11 protein-coding genes are annotated in these 17,292 nt (G+C 52.8%); 2 read left to right on the forward strand and 9 right to left on the reverse strand.

Annotated elements, in window-relative coordinates:
• Positions 1 to 66 precede the first annotated feature (66 nt).
• Complete coding sequence (locus AC50YG_RS07845; RefSeq protein ID WP_494825945.1) at positions 67 to 243, forward strand: hypothetical protein; 177 nt, start codon at positions 67 to 69, stop codon at positions 241 to 243.
• On the opposite strand, the gene AC50YG_RS07850 is transcribed toward AC50YG_RS07845, so the two are convergent.
• From AC50YG_RS07850 to AC50YG_RS07860, 3 genes are read right to left on the reverse strand one after another with little or no spacing between them, the layout of a single operon-like run.
• Positions 208 to 2,961, reverse strand: coding sequence for a transglutaminase-like domain-containing protein (locus AC50YG_RS07850; protein ID WP_494825947.1), 2,754 nt, complete (start codon positions 2,959 to 2,961; stop codon positions 208 to 210). The genes AC50YG_RS07845 and AC50YG_RS07850 overlap by 36 nt on opposite strands.
• Positions 2,948 to 4,561, reverse strand: coding sequence for a DUF58 domain-containing protein (locus AC50YG_RS07855; protein WP_494825949.1), 1,614 nt, complete (start codon positions 4,559 to 4,561; stop codon positions 2,948 to 2,950). The genes AC50YG_RS07850 and AC50YG_RS07855 overlap by 14 nt, the downstream gene beginning before the upstream one ends.
• Positions 4,561 to 5,589: an AAA family ATPase gene (locus tag AC50YG_RS07860; RefSeq protein ID WP_473756627.1), complete on the reverse strand. Its 1,029-nt coding sequence runs from the start codon at positions 5,587 to 5,589 to the stop codon at positions 4,561 to 4,563. The genes AC50YG_RS07855 and AC50YG_RS07860 overlap by 1 nt, the downstream gene beginning before the upstream one ends.
• Before the next feature lie 747 nt (positions 5,590 to 6,336).
• Here AC50YG_RS07860 and AC50YG_RS07865 point away from each other — a divergent pair.
• Positions 6,337 to 6,813, forward strand: coding sequence for a GyrI-like domain-containing protein (locus AC50YG_RS07865; protein ID WP_473756629.1), 477 nt, complete (start codon positions 6,337 to 6,339; stop codon positions 6,811 to 6,813).
• 137 nt (positions 6,814 to 6,950) lie between these two features.
• On the opposite strand, the gene AC50YG_RS07870 is transcribed toward AC50YG_RS07865, so the two are convergent.
• Genes AC50YG_RS07870 through AC50YG_RS07895 form a run of 6 tightly spaced genes read right to left on the reverse strand, consistent with a single transcriptional unit; the run spans position 6,951 to position 17,221 of the window.
• Positions 6,951 to 7,229 carry a hypothetical protein gene (locus AC50YG_RS07870; RefSeq protein ID WP_494825952.1) on the reverse strand — a complete coding sequence of 93 codons (279 nt, stop codon included), beginning with the start codon at positions 7,227 to 7,229 and terminating at the stop codon, positions 6,951 to 6,953.
• Between the two features lie 34 nt (positions 7,230 to 7,263).
• Positions 7,264 to 8,955, reverse strand: coding sequence for a hypothetical protein (locus tag AC50YG_RS07875; RefSeq protein ID WP_494825953.1), 1,692 nt, complete (start codon positions 8,953 to 8,955; stop codon positions 7,264 to 7,266).
• A gap of 1 nt (position 8,956) precedes the next feature.
• Complete coding sequence (locus tag AC50YG_RS07880) at positions 8,957 to 12,502, reverse strand: DUF4132 domain-containing protein (RefSeq protein ID WP_494825955.1); 3,546 nt, start codon at positions 12,500 to 12,502, stop codon at positions 8,957 to 8,959.
• A gap of 20 nt (positions 12,503 to 12,522) precedes the next feature.
• On the reverse strand, positions 12,523 to 13,692 hold the full coding sequence (locus AC50YG_RS07885; protein WP_494826363.1) for a VWA domain-containing protein: 1,170 nt from the start codon (positions 13,690 to 13,692) through the stop codon (positions 12,523 to 12,525).
• A gap of 44 nt (positions 13,693 to 13,736) precedes the next feature.
• Positions 13,737 to 16,133 carry a DUF5682 family protein gene (locus tag AC50YG_RS07890; protein ID WP_494825957.1) on the reverse strand — a complete coding sequence of 799 codons (2,397 nt, stop codon included), beginning with the start codon at positions 16,131 to 16,133 and terminating at the stop codon, positions 13,737 to 13,739.
• Positions 16,121 to 17,221, reverse strand: a complete 1,101-nt coding sequence (locus AC50YG_RS07895) for an ATP-binding protein (protein ID WP_494826365.1) — start codon at positions 17,219 to 17,221, stop codon at positions 16,121 to 16,123. The genes AC50YG_RS07890 and AC50YG_RS07895 overlap by 13 nt, the downstream gene beginning before the upstream one ends.
• Between the last annotated feature and the right edge of the window lie 71 nt (positions 17,222 to 17,292).

Raw genomic sequence — 17,292 nt, forward strand, 5'->3', positions numbered from 1 at the left:
AGTTGAAAATGGTTCTCATCACTAGCCTTTTGTCTGTGCGTCGTTTGAGCTTAGGGAGCTCCTGGTATGACTAAGATGAATGGGAACGGTGAGGAAGGATGGGAGTATGATGGGGAAAAAGAAGAAGCAGGCAGTCGCATGGTTAGTGGACTGCCTGCTTCTTTGGAGATGCGGAGCAAGCTGATGGAGCTGGCTTGCTCCGATTGGTTATGTGCGCCGCGCGGAATGCCTGCGGGCACATAATAGGGCGACCGCTGCCGACAGCTCCTCCGGCAGCGGCGCTTGCCAGGCACGCCGCTGCCCATAGCGGGCGGCGTCATCCCAGGTGACGAAGCGCTGCAAGGCTTCGGCCTGGGAGGTGGGCAGCAGAGCGGCTTGCGCTGCTGCGTATTGCCTTGCTGTTTGCTGCGGCTGCCTTTTGGCTACGCAGCGGTCCAGCTGTGGCCAGATTGCCGCCGATACTGCGGCAAACTGCTTTTGGACGCCGGCGCTGCCGCGGTCCGGCGTCCCGCCGCGGGAGGCGGCGCTGTAGCGGCGCAGCGCCAGCCGCAGGCGCAGCCGCCTATGCTGCGCCGCAGCGCAGAGCACGGCTGCCAGCGCCAGCGCAGCCGCGCCTGCGGCGCCTTTAGCGGCGGGCGTCGCCCCCGCCGCTGCCTCGGCGGCGCCAAGCGCCGCACGCGCAAGGGCATCCGCCCCTTGCGCGAGAGCCGTGGCGGCCTGCTCAGCCGCCGCCACAGCCAGCGCTTGCGCGCGCTGCCCTATCGGGCGCGCAGCAGCGCTGGCAAAAGCTCCGGCGGCCCCTTCGCCGCCTGCCGCCGCACTGCCGGCTGTGCCGCCGGCCAAGCCCGCGAGCGCTGCTCCCGCGGCTGTTCCCTCGCCGCCATACCCCGGCGTCGGATCAAAAGGCACCCAACCTGCTCCTGAGAAGTACACTTCTACCCAAGCATGGGCATCCTTGCTTTTCACCTCATAGGCGGTCAGCTTCACTCCTGCATGGGCGGTATCATTTCGTGCATCCGGCTGCTCCGAAGATACGGTGCCGGGCGCAAAGCCCTTCACCCATCTAGCTGGTATGCCTTGTGTACGAAGCATAATGACCATCGCACTGGAAAAATGTACGCAATACCCTTCATGCTGCTTAAACAAAAAATCGTCCACGAAATCTGCTCCACCTTTAGGGAGCGCACTATTTTCAGCCGAATAGGTATAGCTGCTTCGCAAATAAGTTTCAACCGCCTTCACCTGATCATAGCGGCTCGTTAATCCGCCCCCCGATACCTCGGCTGCCAGTGCAGCAACACGGCTCGGCAGCGATTCCGGCAGCTGTAAATACTCGGCCAGTGCTTCCTTCTCTCCCGCTTGAATACCGCCACTGCGCAAGGCAGCTTCATCCATCACGGGAAGCAGCGTCTGAACGGTGTACCTATCTATAAGCACCTTATCCGAAGGGGCGTACAGCGCGCCCGACGCTTCATTTTTTAAATAAGTGCTCAGCTTGCTTTTTGGCTCCGAGGAGGTTATATCCAGCAAAGTACCCGAGGTTCCGCCCATAAAAAGCGGAAAGCCTCGCTCCGCCTGTTTAAGGAGCACCGTTTGAACGACGACTCGCTCTGGGCTGACGGCTGTCTCCGCGCCTGTCCCTTGGCTTTTTATATCCCTGTCTTCTCCAGCCTCTGCACCTGTCACTGTATCTATCTTTATATCTGCATCTTTATCTATCTTTATCTCTACATCTGTCTCTGTAGCTGTCTTTTTCGCTATATCTGCATCTGTCTCTATATCTGTCTCTGTCTTTTTCGCTGTATCTGCATCTGTCTGTATATCTGTCTCTGTCTTTTTCGCTGTATCTGCCTCTACCTCTATCGCTGCCTCTGCAATGGCCTCTACCGCCTCACTATCTTCCTCCACACTTCCCTCGCCATTAGCGGACACAATCCGCTCTCCACCATTTGGAATAGGCAGCAGCGTCAAACGCTGCTCCGTTTCCTGCCACCCTTTGCCGGTATAAAAGGCTTTCGTCTCCCCGCGCCAATATGTCCGCACAGGAGACAGCCCCGTAAAAACAATTCGTTCATCCTGCTTTAGCGGCGCTCCTAATGTGCTGTCATCAAATCCATAGCCCGTGGAAGCGTAGCTGCCGCTTGCATCTGCCGAAGCAAGCGCAGCCTTCGGATTGCCGTGCTCCAGACCAAGCACATACTGCTCCAGCCTTGCGGTTAGTGGCTCCGTCCAAGCTGCGGGGCTATTTGCAGCGGATTTCCCTCCGGAAAGCAGAAGTCCGGCGCCCAGACACAACCCCACAACAACGAAAGCGGAAGTCGACCAGCGATAAGTTGCTGTCTGCGCTTCCTCCCGGCTCTCTTCCCCCTGCAGCCTTCTCATCCGTGCGAACATGACTATCGCCCCAAGCAGCATGCCCTCCACCGTCACGCGCAGCAGCGCATTCAGCACATCTATGCCAAGCCATGCATGCAGCAAAATCAAATACCCTGCCGTTATGCCCGCCAAAGCCAGCCCTAGCTGGCGCAGCCAAATTAAAGCCTGCAGCGCGGGCACGAGCAGTGCGAAGCCGGTAAACAGCAGCAGTGCCTGCAGCTCTGTTGACATGCCCCATGCTGCTGCTCCCATCCCGAAAAGTCCACCCACTTCCTCAGCAAAGCGGCTGGCAAAACCAGATGCCCACTCTATTGGACCCGCATTCGGGCCTTTATACAGACGCATCATGCTTGTAATGCCAATGGCCGCATAAACGACAAGCATGATATACCAGGGCGCGCGCAGCAAGCCCGCTATAGCAATACAGCCTACAAATAAAATTAGAGGCTGAGCCACATCAATATAATAACGGCTGCCAGCCTCCGACCATGGAAGCATCCACTCGGCAAGCAGGCCAAACAGCAGCAAGCTCGTCCATATGCGGTAGCCGAATGTCGGCTCCCCCTGCGCATTAAATATCGCCATAACGAATCCTTCCCTTCGTTAGCTGCGGCTGTTCGTTCATCCGCTCCGGATATGTCAGCCAATAGGTGCGGACACCGAAGCTCTCCAGCCATTTCTGCTGCTCACGCATTGCAAAGGTAGGCGTGCTTTGCTTAATCAGCATATACAGCAGCACTTGGCAGCCCTGCTCCGCTGCTCGGGAGGCCAACTGCCCCCAGCTAGCGCTATTGCGCCAATCGGCGGTGAAGCAGCGCAATATGCCGCCTCTAGACATTTGGTCCAGCTCCCCGCTTACCCTTGTCACAAACCGGCCATTTTGCACCAGCTTCAGCCGTGCAAGCTGCTCCAGCACCGCTTGCATACTTTCAGTTGTGCTGCTGTTCCCAGGTGCATCCGTTTCCAGCCATGTATTTAGCTCCGCGTTCACTGAGCTTCTGGCCTCCCCCTCCTGCCGCTCATCCACTTCCGCTCCCGAAAACATTCCAGCGCCGCGATCTGGCTGTGCCGATGCTGATGGTCGTATCGATGCCGCTTTCACGCCTGCCCATGCTCCCGCCGCGCCATCGTCATTGAACGCCTGACCAGCAATGAGCTGCACCCGGTTTCCCGCCCTATGATCCTGCTCCAGCACACCGGCAGCCCAACCGGCGCAGGCATCAAAAAACCTTTCGTCGCTGTCATAGGCGCTTTCCGTGTTGTCGATCGCCATGAGCACCAATGGTCGATGAAGCGCTGTGCCATGCTCCTTCGTATGCAGCCCGCGTCCACGCGCAGCTACCCTCCAATTGACATGGCGCAGCGAATCCCCTTCCCGGTACGGCCGCATCTCTGGGCCAATTCCTGCCTGTTTGCCCGCATGCTGATGTTCAGACGGCTCACGCCCTGAGCCCGCCTCCTGAGCATCCATCTTGCCCGGGTCCAGCCTAATAACAGCCGCCAAGCCGCTGCCCCGAAGCGCCGCCGCACCCGGAGCCGCTACAGCCTCTGGCAGCGCAGGCACCGCAAGCAGCCCGCTGCGGCAAGCAAACGTTCGGCTCACAGCCGTTAATCCTAAATAATCGCTTACCGTCACGGTAACCGCCTCAAAGCTATGCTCCCCGCGCCGAATAAGCTGCGCCCTATAACTAAGCGCCAGTCCCGTTTCAAAAAGAAGCTGAGCCGCATAGCGGTAGGAGACTCTCTCCTGCTTTGCTGTACTCCCATTGACCATCGTATCTTCAAGCGCCAGCCAAACGAAGGGAATAGGATAAGCTCGGCCCAGCATGAGCTGCACCCCAACCTCTCCCCCATCGCGAATTTTGTCTTCGTCAAGCTGGCGGCTCACCTTTAGGCCCTGTATAGCGAGCCAAGGCAGTCCGGCGCTAAGCAGCATGATGCAGCCAAGCACGGCGAGCATAAACCACTCCACTGCCAACCCCCGCTGAAAAACAGCCGCAAGGGCCGCACACCAGCCCGCTAGCAGAACCACCCATACTCCCCACCGCGTCCGGCCCAGCCTTTGCGGTCCGAGCTCATGCTCCTCTTCTGCCGCTTGCTCATTACTCGCCGCTTTCGCTAGCCCTTCCCCAGCATCTCCTTGCCCGATCTTCACTGCCTCGTGATCCACACTGGAAACCGCCATTAGCGCCGCCCTCCTGCAGCCTGCGGCAGCACGGCAGCTGGAAGCGGTGTAGTGTGCAGCAGTTGCCGTGCAAGCTTCGCTGCTGTCATCCGCCCCGGCGCTCCTGGATAAACCTCCAGCCGATGCGTCAGCACCGCTTCGCCTGTCGCCAGCAAATCATCTGGAAGCACATAACCTCTGCCTTCCAAATAAGCTGAGGCCTGCGCTGCTCTCAGCCAGTCCCTGCCGGCACGCGGGCTCATCGCAAGCGACAGCTCAGGCATTTTCCGCGAAGCGTCTGCCACTTGCACCATATATTCAATCAGGCCAGGATGCACATGGGCCAAGCGCACTTCCCGCTGCATCCGCAGCCATTCCTCCGGCATAAGCACGGGCCTGATTTTATGAGGCTCCTGCCGCTGCCCATCAGCATATTGCTCCAGCAATTGCTTCTCAAACTGCGGCTCGGGATACCCAATAGACAGCCGCATCATAAAACGGTCCAGCTGTGCCTCCGGCAGCCGGCTCGTCCCTTCAAAACGCAGCGGATTTTGCGTAGCAATCAGCATAAACGGCGACGGGAGCGCCCTTGTCTCTCCATCCACCGTAATCCGCCGTTCCTCCATCGCTTCAAGCAATGCAGACTGGGTACGGGGAGAAGCACGGTTGATTTCATCCGCCAGCACGACATTGCCCATGATCGGGCCTGCTACATACTTCAGCTCGCCTCGAGCCGCATCCCATACCGCTCCGCCGAGCACATCCGACGGCAGCATGTCCGATGTGAACTGAATGCGCTTGAACTCCCCGCCAATGACACGGGCACAGGCTTCTGCTAACACGGTTTTGCCGACTCCCGGCTTATCCTCGAGCAGCACATGCCCACCCGCCAGCAGCGCGGTGAACATTTGCCTGACCAATTCTCTCTTGCCTAGCAAAACGCCTTCCACACGCTGAAGCATGCGATGAATAAGCACCTGCGGCAGCTCCTGCCACACATCCGTCTCCTCTTGCCGAGCGGTAGATTGATATTTTGAATGAATCATCATTAGACAACCTGCCTTCCTCTCAAGCGTAAACGGCTGAAGCCGTCCTCTGGCGGCTAAGCTACCGTTTCGCGGGTGAAATATAAGCCATTATAAGTGTGTAACTTATAAATGCTTTTATTTTTAACAATAAAGTCTTCTCTAGTATTTATTCTCGCCATGCTTCTCTCCATTTAGACCTGTTTCAAAGGGGAAAGATTGAATTTTCCGCTTCTTATCCCTTGCGCGGCAGCGATTCTAGCTTTTTCAGCTGCCATTTAGATGACACAAAACCTCTTAAATTTTCCCATAAATGCAAAAGGAAATCCCCCGCTTATAGAGAAATAATAGAATAGTCTCTAAACGGCTGAACAGGATAACAAGACGGCAGTGGACGTGCAGCGGTTTAGGAAATTGAAAGCGTTTCACGTACCATTTTTGCTTGAAATATAGGAAAGATATGATTTGTTCATACTTTCTCTATATTTCTACGCGAAACGGAAGTTTTGCCGCCAAAGGATGGTGACAGCCGTTTACGCTCGAAATATAGGAAAGTATATGATTTCGTACTACTTTCTCTATATTTCTACGCGAAACGGAAGCTTTGCCGCCAAAGGATGGCGACAGCCGTTTACGCTCGAAATATAGGAAAGTATATGATTTCGTACTACTTTCTCTATATTTCTACGCGAAACGGAAGCTTTGCCGCCAAAGGATGGCGACAGCCGTTTACGCTCGAAAGGCAAATAGTCCAGCACAGGAGGGATTAGAATGAACGTTTTGAAGGAGGTAGTTCTTACAGAGCGCGAAGCTTTTCACGTCGTAGGACTACAATGGGAAGGTACCTTTGCCGAAGCAGCAGCAGGCGGAATCAAAGACATTCAGAAGCAATTGCAGCAGCGTGTAACCGAAATCAACCATGTGCGGGAGCGCGATAAGCTGCTCGGGCTTTCTTTTCACACGACAAACACAGGCTTTACTCATTATGCGGCCGTTCAGGCTGAGGCAGTAGGCTGTGTGCCCGAAGGCATGTACAGTCTTTCTATTCCCAGTCTGACCTATGCCACATACGATCATCACGCGAACGAAAACATAGAAGCTTCCTACAAATACGTGTATAACTGGATCAAACAAAACGGACATAGGCCGCTTTCGGATGGCTTGACGCATTTGGAATTTTATCCGATGGGGCGTGATCCTTATGCTCCGTACCCAGAATTCACCATACTCATTCCGCTTGCAGAATAAGCTATAATACATTCATATTCCCAAAAAAAGAGAAGGAACCGACCTGCGCAGCGCCGCAGTGTCCGGTTCCTTCTTTTGGCATGCTGGAAGAGGCTCCAGCTAACAAGCTGATAGCCTTCCTAATACAAGGAGGCTTGTTACTTCTGCTCAGCAAGCTGAACATACTGATAAAGACGGGAGCTATGAAAAAGCAATTGCTGCTCCTCCCCGCCTCCCAGTACCATTTTGCGCCCTTCGCTGGCTACTTGCTTGAGCAGCGTAGACAGAAAGTCCATTTGCAAGCGGGCAGCTTCCTCCGCCTCCCGCTCCAGCCATTCGATATCCTTCAAGGCAAGCTGCGCGGTCCCACGAAGCAGCAGCTCCTCAAACCAGCTGCGCAGCCGCTGCAATCCATCGTAAACCTGCTCTAAAGCCATTCCCGCCGCTCCTTTTTCCAATTGCTTATTTGCCCTACATATCCAGCTTTAAGCTGATCAACTTCGTGTTATGCAAGAAACTGATCGGATAAGCCTGACCGCCCTCTATGCGCACAAATGCATAAAACTGTTCCAGCGATGCAGCGCCGTAACCAGCTTCCAAACGTTTGACGGTTTTTTCCCAATCCGCTTGATAAGGAAGAACCAGCTCCAACTGCTCGCCTGCTTCATCCTCTACTTCGAGTAAGAGGCTCTGCGAGCTTTTATCGAACCGATTCCCTGTGATTCGCGCCAGCTTAATTAAGACAAGCTGTTCCTTTACGTCTGAAAATAATGTCGGCTGCCCCACTCCAGCCTGCCGTAAAGCTGGCAAATCTGAGGTGAGCTGCCCCACATTAATTTCGTTAATGGGTTGCCTTGCAACAAGCGTAAGGCTCGCTCCCTCGCCTGAGGATATCCTGCGCTCCTCGTTCACTTTAATGTGCTCGAACACCAGCTCTTCTCCCGCAAACTGGCGCATCGTCAAGCTCGCAAGCCAAGGCGAGTAGCCGGCATAATGCTTGGCAAATGAAAAATCACTGCCTTCATAATACACTGCGCGTGCGTCACTATAGGTGTATACCTGCTGATCATCGAGCCCGTACATATAATAGGTGATGCCTCTATAGCCTGAACGCGTCTCCCACGGATCGGCGCCGAGACCGTACAGGCGCAGCTTGGGCAGCGCATAATATTTGCTGCGAAAAGCCCCGATAAGCCGCTCCTTCTGAGCAGCAGGAAGCGTCTCCCGTTCGAGCAGCTCCAAAGCAAGATACAGCTTGGTGACGCGATCCAGCAGCTCTTGCATGGAAAATCGCACATGCCGGTTGAAAAACAGCTCAAGCTCGCCCTGAATGCCGCGCAAGCCGCGCTCTACGTCCGGCAGCTGGCCACTGCGTGCTGTGACAGCGAGCGTTTCCAGCTGTGCCATATACGACTGGGGCAGACGGGCAAGTCCCGTCCGCAGCATCGCAGTCAGCAGCTCTTTGCATTCCCTTACGGTATCTAGCGAAAAAGAGACCTTATACACTTTGCCGCGCAGTGCTTCCTGATCATCCAGCCCCTTTAAAGCGCGGTAACGCAGCAAGGCTTCCAGCTTTAACAGCTCGCCTGCCCTCTCCTTTATTTTGCAAAGCGCCTTAGCCGGATTTGCTTCCTCGGTGAACGAAACCTCAGCTCCTTGAAGCTTGAGACAGATCGTAAGAAGCGCATTTTCTGCCACTTCCAGCTCTTCCGGGTAGCGCAGCCGAAACAGCACTTCCTCCACAAGGGAAACATTAAACGGTTTAATGAGCGGAGAAAGCTCTGCCGCCAGCAGCCAATTGAAGCGGTCAGCGTCCCCATCCAGCTGAGCTTCGCTGCCTACTCCCTCTTCATTCTCTTCGGAAGAAGAAGACGGCTGCTGCTGTTCGTAAAACAATATGGCAATCAGCACATGCTTGCATAAGCTTTCTGATGGACATGTACATTTCCAATTTGTCAGCGTATTTCCCAGTGTGCAGATCGTTCCATCATTTAACTCACAGCTGACGGCTGCTTCTCCCCAAGCATATTTGACGTCAATGCCTTTGCCGATATCCTTTAACGCCCGATTATATAAGCCTTTATTCGAATGCCGAACCAAATAATCCTCGGTACATAGCTTGGCAAACTGCTTAAAGCTTGTTTCAAATGCGGCGGCTGACATGCTAGCGTCCTGATGCCCGCAAAATATCATAGATCGTTTCACTGAATACACGACCTGGAATTTTGCCCAAAGCTAGAGCCGGAATATCACTGTAATAGCTATATTGGCCTTTTCCATTCGCATGGAATTGCAGCTGCTCCAGTGTAATGTCTTCCAATCCTTCGTAATAGGTGATGCTAGTCCCGCTAAAACGCAGCTCAGCAAGCCAATCGCCATAGTCCTTGTACAGCTCAGTATAATAGCCTCCATCCTGAGCATGGCCTTTGTACCAGCCAAATTTCTCAAGCGCCTTAGGGAACGCTGTAGGCGAAAACTCTGAGCCTGGCAAATCCTCGTATACCGTGCTTTGCTGACTTTCTTCTGCCACCAGATGGATTTGGCGATTCAACTGCTCAAATGGCTGCTTAATCTCATAATCGTCCAGCTGTGATTTCCAGCCCTCAAGCGTTTCCTGATCCAGTTCAAGCGGATGAATCAAGCCGACTTTCGCACCCTCAGCGAGCTCGTATTCGTCTTCATCTACCGTGTTAAAGGTGCCGTCCTCCATATAACGGAACGTATCCGAGAGTTCACCTTGCTCATATACGCCCCAGATGAGGCCAACAGCAAACTTCTGCATGACGATATTGCCCACGAACAGCGCCGTCCATTCTTCGGCGGTCCATAATCGCTGCTTGGACAGCGACTCTTCCAGCCGCTGCGCTTGGATTGCCACCATCGTTTTCAAATCTTTTTTGAGCAAATTGAAGTTGGTCTTCGCTTTCGCAGCCAGCTCCGCATCATCCTTTTGCCCAGGCGCAGGCAAGCTTTTGAGCGGTTTGCCCGTTTCTTCATTGATGACGATAACCTCCAGACTCCGGTTCACCTTCACCTGGAAGGTACGCTCGCCATAGCTGAATAGCTGAGCGCCCTTATCATCAAAGCCAAGCGACGTGACCAAGCGGTCTTCGAGCTGCTCTGGTGTAAGTCCTTGATTTTCCGCTGCCAGCTGCAGCGCCTCTTCAGCCGCGCCCTTCACCTGGCGGTTTTTGACGGTTCGCTTGATCTTGTCAATGGCCATTAATGCGGCAGGCTCGCTTAAATAAGATAAAGCCTTGACCGCTTCCGCCGCCATTGCGCCGCGGCTGTTTTCCGTCCATTCCTTAATTTGCGGAGCTAAAATTTGTATAAGCCTCCGGTCACCGAACAATGCGCCTACATACAGCACCCATTTTTCCTTCGCAGGCGCTTCGCTTTGAATCCACAGCTGAATGAGCTCCGCTGCGAAATTTGAAAGTGACTCGCTGTTTACATAAGAACGCAGCTCGTTCAAGCGCTCATTCGGAGCCGTCGTATGATCCATCGATTGAAGCATTAAATACGACTTGATTCGGTCATCTACCTGCTTCCCCTCCAAATCCATTAATGCAGGCAAATCGTTCACAGACAGCCAGCTGAGGCGGGCTGTTTTTTTGGCATCCGCTTGCTCTGCAAGCGCTGCATGCGCATGAGCAGGGCTTAAATCGGCCGTATCCAGCAAAATTTGAATGAGCGTGCGCCAGTCTTCTCCTTTTTCCGTTGACAGCAATTGCTCGTAAGCGTCCTTGCACCCCTGAACGCTGCGCAGGGCGTCCAGCACCAGCTCTTTAATCGCTGCTTTTTTCTCGGTGCGATAAAGGGTTAAATACAGCGTTTTATCCGGCACTCGGCTGAATTCAGCCAGCGCAGCTCCGCTTGCCTTCTTCGACGAATCCAGCAGCCCCGCACGGATCGCTTCCGTCAGCTGTTCAAGGGTCAACGCATCGCGATCCTCAAAAGCAATTTCGAGCACTGTCAGCCGGGAATCTGTAGGTAAATTTTTATACTGCTTCAATGAATCCGTCAAATTATTCCTAATAATCGACCGATATTCGGATTGCGGCATCGAACGGTAGTAATAATCTCTCATGCCATTAAGCATCAGCAAGCCCGAAAGCAGGCGCTCACGGCTCACCTCAGGATCTTCCCCATAAAGCTCCAGCAGCTTTTGTCCGCTAAACGAATTGGAATGGTACATTTCCGACACGAGAGTCAGCGCATCGCATTCCGGTCGAGAAATCAAAATGGCCAGCCGCCTAGTATAAGGCGATTCGGGAGGCAAGAAGCTTACAGCTACAAGCAGGCTTTTGCGTTTGCTGTCCCGGTTCCTTGGGTCAAACAACGAGCGATTCGTTTCATCCTTCCAGTAATCCTCGAAGGAGGTTTCCCCTTCCAAATAACGGGCGAGAAACAGGCCATGACGTCCTCCATCCGATTGTCCCCTCAATACGGCGAATACGGCATGCGTAAGTGTGCCAGCTTCATCCGGCAATGCGATCCCGCCATCTGTGAGAACCTTATGCAAATAAGCTTTGTAATACGCCGAACGTAAAATTTCATAAGCACGCAAAGCTTGATCCGGCACACTAAGCACATAGCTTTGCAGCGCGCTCCACGGCACCATATAGCTATTCAGCTCTCCACTAAGACGTTCAATTAACTCATAAGGCTCCTGGAAAGGAACGATGCCCTCCAGCAGCTCGTCCGGCTTTTTGGCGCGTCTGTCGAGGGCAAGCAAATGCTGGCGGACCTCAAGCGGATATACTTCATGCAGCGTTCTGACTGCATCAAGCAGCGCTAAGCCTACATCCCCCGGCGCGTCCAGAAACAGCTGCTTGCCGCCTTTAACGTTAATGACATATAACAAAGCGCTATGAATCTGGGTCAATGTCCGATTAAATTGGAGGCGGGAAACTTCTTCGTTCTCCTGTGCTTGGAGATCAGGATAGTGAGCCGCAAGCGCTTTTTCTCGTTGGCCTGTTATAAAATCTACACTCAGCTCCCGAACGGAATAGTTTTCCTTTGCTTTGAACGGGAACGCGATGATCGGCTTCACCGCAGCATTCAATAGCTCGCGAAGCTGCTCCGAATTTTCGGCCAATACCGCTTGCAATATTTCCGGAAACTCACTCGCGAGTCTTTGGCTGTTAAATTGATGAGTCGACGAATCATCAAGCAGGGAGTACAGCTTTAGAAGCAGCAGCGTATTAATAATAATGCCTGTATCTCCAGCATCCTTTTTGCCAAAATTGCATTTGCCAACCCTGCTTTTCAGCTCATCCATAATCGCCTTATCCCCGGCAAATTTATGTATTCTCTCCATTCGTGGCAGCAGTGCTTGCAAGCGCTGGCTTCCCGCTTTGCTTTTTCCCGCCAGTCCTAGAGCATAATGCTCGGGGCCCATGCAGATATTAAGGCTATATCCCTGCCAATAATAGCTTCGGCTAGCGTTCAGTCCCATTCGCAGCATGAGCGCACCCGCACGAAAAAACACATCGCCGTCATCCTTCTTCGCAAGCTTCTCAAACAGATCCATCGAACGATAGGCATATTGCATCGAATCAGGCAGCAAATCCGGAAATTGCTCCTCTTTGCCCATCACATAATCGATAATGATTGCGCTGCGGTCTGTGTTCTTCGAATACTCCTGCGAGAGTGCTTCTCCAAACTTTTCAACTAAGGCTTCAACTTCGCGATTTTCCGTTATCATTTTCCGAGTCCTCCCAATAATTAAATTATAATATCGCCGATCCAGTCGGCCAGCTCATTTGGTGTAATTGCCGCGACATGCGCACCCATATTGGTGAGCGTCTGCGCCGCATGCTTGTTATAAACAGAGTCCCCGTTAAAATCGAGTGCAGTCAGCACCAGCAGCTTGCAGCCTGCGTCCACAATATCCTTGCAAGCCTTATACATATGCTGAATCGGATAACCTTCCTCCAGATCGCTGACCAAAATGTAAATCGTTTTGCCAGGGTTTTCAATCAATGTCTCGCCATAGCGCAGCGCTTTGGCAATATGCGTGCCGCCGCCCAACTGAACATTCATCAGCAGATCAACGGGGTCCTCCAGCCTGCTCGTTAGATCAACGACCTGGGTATCAAAAATAAATAAGTGCGTACGCAGTGCATTCAGCTTGTAAAAAATACTCGCCATAACCGAGCTGTAAATGACCGAGTCCAGCATGCTCCCGCTCTCATCCACGCCAATAATAATGTTCCATTTGTTATGCGGCTGCACATTGCCGTCAAAATATAGGTGGTCGATCACAAACCTGCCATTTTTGCGGTCATAATTTTTCAAATTTCTAGAAATGGTTTTCTTAAAATTCAAATTGCGCAGTGACTTCACAGAGCTGCTCGCGTAACGGCTGCGTTTGCCAAGTATACTCGCTTTCGCCTGTGATTCGAGCTTCTGACGCAGAACCTCCACTACCGCACGAACGATTTCCTTAGCGCTTCTTAACACATCGCCCTTCATCCGACCTTTGAATTGCAAGATGTTCTTGAGCAGATTCATGTTAGGCTCAAGCGATTGAAGCAGCTTCTTATCCGTCAGCAGCTCGGTCAGCCCATAACGGTCGAGCGCCTGCTTCTCCAATATTTCAACCGTCTGCTTCGGAAACAGCTCCCGCACCTTATGCAGCCACTTGGGAACGGTAAGCTCTGAGGCACCCCGCCCGCCTGTTTTCCTGTAGCCCTGCTCCTCGCCATATTCGCGATCATACAAATAGGCAAGCAGTTCATCCATTTCCGTATATGAAAAATGTTCAGGCGAGTAGCCTTCGGCTTCGCATAAGCCTTCCTCGGCAGCCTCGCCGAGGATGAGCCGCCACCGATTCAAAGCCTCAGCCGACGTGCGGCCGCTTGAAGCGGCGGGAGCACTTGTGACTTGTGCCATATCCCCATGCTCATGCTTGTGTTCACTTTGTTCATCCTGCCAGTTCATATTAGCTTCCATGCGGCAAACTCCTTCCGAATGGCTTCATCCAGCGCTTTGGCCTGTATAAGCGTCTGCTCATCGATAGGCGGACGCTCCAGCTCTCCCGGCTCTGCTTGATGCAGTGTAGCGACTCGCTCTGCAATCAAGGATGTCTCCATTGGCGTAAAATAGGTGAACGCGAGCCGCAGCTCCGGCACCATCGCAATAAAATCATCAGGAGGAAGCTCTTCGATTAAATAATTCAATTCGCCGAGCAGTTGATCATCATATAAAAAAGCATCGCGCGCGATTGCAAACATCCCTTGCAAATATTTCGCCGTCTGCTTGGCCTGATCAGGCGTTCCGCGAACGTAGCTTCTTGCACGCTCAACCATCTCTTCACGCGTTCTGTCTCCAAGCCCTGCTAATATAGCGATCACCACGCCCTCCAGTTGCGGGGACAGCTTCCGGTCCGACAACAGCTCGCTCAAATGTCCTCTGAATGTAGCATTCTGAAAATGCGCTTCAGACGACTCCGCCAGCATAGCCAGCAGCTTAAGCCCTTGTATAATCGCTGGATGCTCATCCGAATGGATGGCTGCAAGCCCCAGCAGCTTATCTACCGCGTTGTTATAAGCCTCTGCTACGAGCAGCGGCAGCTGTTCGTCTGCTGCAAGTCCCAGCAGTCTGCCATGCTGGCGCAAACGATTTAATACCGTAAGCGTTTGGCACAACGACAGAAAATTACCGTCTTTGCGCAAAGCGGCCTGCACCTGTTCATATAATCGCCTCGCTGTATCCTGCAAGCCCATAAGTAGAGCCTGCAGCAGCGCATTCGCGATTTCGCCGCTATGATGATCGGGAAGCTCCTGTATCCGTTCCCCGATTTTGCGTGCTGCTGCCTCCTTGATCGTTCCTCCATAAAGCGAGTTTTCGATTAATCTCGCCTCAATGCGGGATGAATACGCGTAGACCCAAGTTTCACGAACGAGATTCATATGCCGATAGGCAACCCAATCCGGCCCAGACTCCCGGACTGCAAAATCCGGAACAAGGAAGCTCGCGCATTGCAGCAATTGGCTAAGCAGACGATGCTCTGCCTTGGCGTACAAATCAAGCACCTTCTTGTGCTTGCCGGTCGTCTTAATGTGAAGCCCTGACGCGGAGCAGCGATTTTTAAAATCCTCCACAATCGGCACCCTAAACGAATTGGGAGCCACGATGCCGATTTTGTCCCCAGTCAGAAGCAAGCCCAGCTCTTCAAGCGGCTTGTCCGTTGCCAGCGTCCGCTCCCCTTTCACGAAGGAGGAGAGCGCGGCATCCAGAAGCTCGTATACTCCGCCTTCTCGTTTGCCACGTAGCACGGCGAGCCCTTGGATCATGCTGTACGCCTCAATAGCGTCACTCGTCGATACCTCTTCATGACCTTTGCGAAGCTTGCGCATCAGCTCGGATAACAAGGCGAGCGCTGTCTGGTTATAGGGCTCTGCTTTATTGTGCAGGAGCTTATTCCAAATAAGCTCATAATAGTTCACATAAGGCATCCCGCTCGCATATCCATTCAAGCGGTCCGCTTCTTCGAACGTATAGACCATCGGATACAGCTGCTGATGAATAGCTTCGCCGCTGTTAAGCTGCTGATCCTTCTGCTGCACCTTGAGCGCTGGCCCGTCTGATTGAGGAGCTTCAAGCAGGCCGTACGTGTGAAATCCGCCTGTAATGACAAGGACACGATCATGCTCAGACGCAGCCTGCTTAATACGTTCTTTCATATAAGCCTCTCTCGCCAAATCGCCAGAAACGCGAAGCTGTTCCTTCGAATAGCACATGCGGGATAATGCACAGTAAGTAAAAACATTTTGCATAAAAGCTTCTGTCGTTGCTGCTTGCCCTTCGATTTCGAACAGCTTTTCCCACAGCTCATCAAAGCTGCGGCAGTTCATTTTACGGCATAAACGATTAATAAAATCGGAGCCGGCTAGCAGCGTTTCATCCTGTATGGACTTCTCCTGCTTCTCGGCTTCCGCTCTAGCTTCGTGACTGTAGTCCAGATCGATAAACGCCGCCGGTATGCCGAGACGTGCCGCTTCTTTCATGCCCACATACTCCGGGGAGTAGCTCAGAAGCGGATAATAGCAAGCCGATCTTCCGCCTTGCTCGTCCTCATAAGTACAATACAGACTGACGGGCGTCTCCGTCGCCTCATCCGCAAGCACCGGAATGAGCGGAGTTCCGCTCGCTGGCCCTTCGATCAAAATAATACTAGGCCTATATTGCTTAATTACCTTAAGCAGATGAAAGGAACAAGCTGGACTATGATGGCGAATGGGAAAATAAACGGTGCCGCTGTTCAGATTAAACACCTGCTGATCAAATAGGGACGGCAGATTCTTATCAGCCTCGCCCGTTAACCAATCCATTTTCTTTCCTCATAGTAGTCCTTCCATATCACATCTTCCTTGGAGCGTTCTTTGACGACCTTGGAGAAGTAGGTTTTCAGGATGGACAAATCCTTCTCATTTTCCTTGGCAATCGTTCCGAGCATATTTTGCACGAGCCGATCAAGCGAAATCGATTTATTTTCATAATAATAGGAGGTCATCGCGCTTTGAACATAGACAGAAACCGCTTCTGCTGTGCTCATGGAGGCTGCGGGGATGTCGATTTTGTAGCCTTCGCGCGTAATGCCGGAGCGCAGCTCCATAAATGTCGTCGCCAACAGCTCGACTACATTCAGGTCAATTTCGGCGTCAACGCCGCTATGCATAAGCAGGCTGCGGGCCCCATTTTCAATAATTTTCGCTTCCATCTTCATGCTGCTGACAGGCTTGATCGTCTCGAAGTTGAATCGGCGCTTCAAGGCACCGCTCATTTCGTTGACGCCTTTGTCGCGAATATTCGCCGTTGCAATGACGTTGAAGCCGGGCTTTGCAAACAATACGCCGCCGTCCAGCTCAGGGATATTCATCACCTTGTCGCTCAAAATGCTAATCAAGCTGTCCTGCGCTTCCGCTGGGCAGCGGGTAATCTCTTCAAAGCGGGTCATAATGCCCTGCTTCATTCCGTTATATAAAGGTGCTGGCACAAGCGCAGCCTCGGATGGGCCTTTGTCCAGCAGCATCGCGTAATTCCAAGAGTATTTGATCATATCCTCCGTCGTCCCGGCTGTTCCCTGAATTGTATTCAAGCTCGTCCCCGATATGGCCGCTGACAACAGCTCGCTGAGCATCGTCTTCGCTGTACCCGGATCTCCAACGAGCATTAGCCCCCGATTGCCTGCCAAGGTGACAACAGCTCGTTCGATCAGCACATCGTTTCCATAAAATTTGCGGGTAATCGCGACTTCTTTGCCGTCCACGATAGCAGGTTTATCTCTGCCAATTATAAAGTCGCGCACATAGGCCGGAGACAGCAGCCATTCGGGCGGACGTTTTCCATTATCCTCTTCACGCAGCGCCCGCAGCTCTGCTTCAAATAGCATTTCAGCCGGCGGCTTAATCATATCCATCATTGTGGTCTCCCTTTCGCAAAAAACAGATCATATGTTCTTATTTTCTTGTATAATACCATAGTACACGC

It is taken from the genome of Paenibacillus sp. J31R34, assembly GCF_059383715.1.

Coding starts and splice junctions, on each gene's coding strand:
- AC50YG_RS07870 (WP_494825952.1), bottom strand. CDS start 7,229: ATGGCTTTAGAGCAGGTTTACGATGGATTGCAGCGGCTGCGCAGCTGG.
- AC50YG_RS07865 (WP_473756629.1), top strand. CDS start 6,337: ATGAACGTTTTGAAGGAGGTAGTTCTTACAGAGCGCGAAGCTTTTCAC.
- AC50YG_RS07895 (WP_494826365.1), bottom strand. CDS start 17,221: ATGGATATGATTAAGCCGCCGGCTGAAATGCTATTTGAAGCAGAGCTG.
- AC50YG_RS07890 (WP_494825957.1), bottom strand. CDS start 16,133: ATGGATTGGTTAACGGGCGAGGCTGATAAGAATCTGCCGTCCCTATTT.
- AC50YG_RS07875 (WP_494825953.1), bottom strand. CDS start 8,955: ATGTCAGCCGCCGCATTTGAAACAAGCTTTAAGCAGTTTGCCAAGCTA.
- AC50YG_RS07855 (WP_494825949.1), bottom strand. CDS start 4,561: ATGGCGGTTTCCAGTGTGGATCACGAGGCAGTGAAGATCGGGCAAGGA.
- AC50YG_RS07850 (WP_494825947.1), bottom strand. CDS start 2,961: ATGGCGATATTTAATGCGCAGGGGGAGCCGACATTCGGCTACCGCATA.
- AC50YG_RS07885 (WP_494826363.1), bottom strand. CDS start 13,692: ATGGCACAAGTCACAAGTGCTCCCGCCGCTTCAAGCGGCCGCACGTCG.
- AC50YG_RS07845 (WP_494825945.1), top strand. CDS start 67: ATGACTAAGATGAATGGGAACGGTGAGGAAGGATGGGAGTATGATGGG.
- AC50YG_RS07860 (WP_473756627.1), bottom strand. CDS start 5,589: ATGATGATTCATTCAAAATATCAATCTACCGCTCGGCAAGAGGAGACG.
- AC50YG_RS07880 (WP_494825955.1), bottom strand. CDS start 12,502: ATGATAACGGAAAATCGCGAAGTTGAAGCCTTAGTTGAAAAGTTTGGA.